This is a genomic window from Streptomyces sp. NPDC007856 (assembly GCF_042868225.1).
Taxonomy (GTDB): domain Bacteria; phylum Actinomycetota; class Actinomycetes; order Streptomycetales; family Streptomycetaceae; genus Streptomyces.
In genome coordinates this window covers 1-1,433 of record NZ_JBIAEC010000111.1, presented here as the reverse complement: position 1 = coordinate 1,433, position 1,433 = coordinate 1, and the positions used below count along the sequence as shown (strand labels likewise).

The window sequence follows — 1,433 nt, the reverse complement described above, 5'->3', positions numbered from 1 at the left end:
GTAGGACTCCGTTAAGTTGCTCTGGCTCTTGGGTTTGGGCTGGTGGTGGATGTTCTGGGCAGGGGGCGGTGGCAGGTGGTGCAGGTGCCGGTCCAGCAGTTCAGCAGGTCCTGGATGGCGTCGAGGATCTGGTAGAGGGTGAGTCCGGTGTATCGGCTTTTGGGGCCAGGCGCTGTTCGGTGAGGAACGCGTGGGCGGCGGTGACCAGGGTGACGTGGTGATGCCAGCCAGCCCAGGAACGTCCCTCGAAGTGGTCCAGTCCGAGGCCGTGCTTGAGTTCCCGGTAGTCGTGCTCGATGCGCCAGCGGATCTTCGCCAGACGGACCAGTTCAGCAAGCGGGGTGTCGGCGGGCAGGCTGGACAGCCAGTAGCCGGTGGGTTCTTGGGCGTCTTGGGGCCATTCGACCAGCAGAGTGGTCTCGGGCAGGACACCGTCCCAGAAGCCGTCCCGCGCGGTGGCAGCAGCCTGGGCCAGACGCCGGGCCCGGATGCCGGCCGGCCGCACCCGCAGCGCCAGAAAGTGCGAGCGCATCGGTCCGCGGGAGCCTTCCCGCCAGGTCACCTCGGTGAACGCCCGCCGTCCATGGCCGGCCGCGAGCGCGGCGACCGAGGACGGCCTGTGGCGGTAGCGGGGCTGCGGTTTGCGGCCGTTTCCGGACCAGGCCGGGGCGGTGGGCTGCGCGTCGTGCGGGTGGACGGTCACGTCCGAACGGACCGCCACGACATAACCGATGCCCCGCTCGCTCAGGCCGTCGCGGAAGTCGGCGTTCTGCCCGTAGCCGGCGTCGGCCACCACCACCGGCGGGACCATGCCCCACCCGGCAAGCTCATCGATGACGTCCAGGGCCAGGCGCCACTTCTCCCGGTGCCCGACCTCTGGCGGTATCCCGGTCTTCTGCCGCCGTCCGGCATCGTGCGCCCACTCCTCGGGCACGAACAACCGCCACTGCAGCGGACAGGAGGCAGTGTCGGAGACCGCGTGCACGCTCACCGCGACCTGGCAGTTGGCCTGCTTGCCCAGCGCACCGCAGTACTGGTGCGCGACCGCCACCGACATCCGGCCGTCCTTGGGAAACGACACATCATCGACCGCCCAGGCATCCGGGCCGATCTGCGGCACCATCCGCTCCGCGATCCGCCGCCGCACCGGCACCGGATCCCACGTCGACTGGTTCACGAACTGCTGCAGGTTCTGCTCGTTGCCATCCGGCAGCCGTTCCGCCATCGGCTGGATCGACTTACGCCGCCCGTCCAGCATCAGCCCCCGCAGATAGCAGTCACCCTTCGCCCGCTGATCCCTGCGCGGCACCGACGCGAACACATCAGCTACGAATAACGCCAACTTCGCCCGAGCTCGGTTCACTTCATGTGCGTCCACACCCCCCAACATGCCCCCAAACAGGACCGCGAGACAGACCTAACGGAGTCCTACT

1 protein-coding gene is annotated in these 1,433 nt (G+C 68.5%); it reads right to left on the bottom strand.

The features are described from left to right. Positions 1-100: 100 nt before the first annotated feature. A complete protein-coding gene (locus tag ACFYOH_RS44805; RefSeq protein WP_388638129.1) occupies positions 101-1,378 on the bottom strand; it encodes an IS701 family transposase in 1,278 nt (425 codons plus the stop codon). Positions 1,379-1,433: the final 55 nt, after the last annotated feature.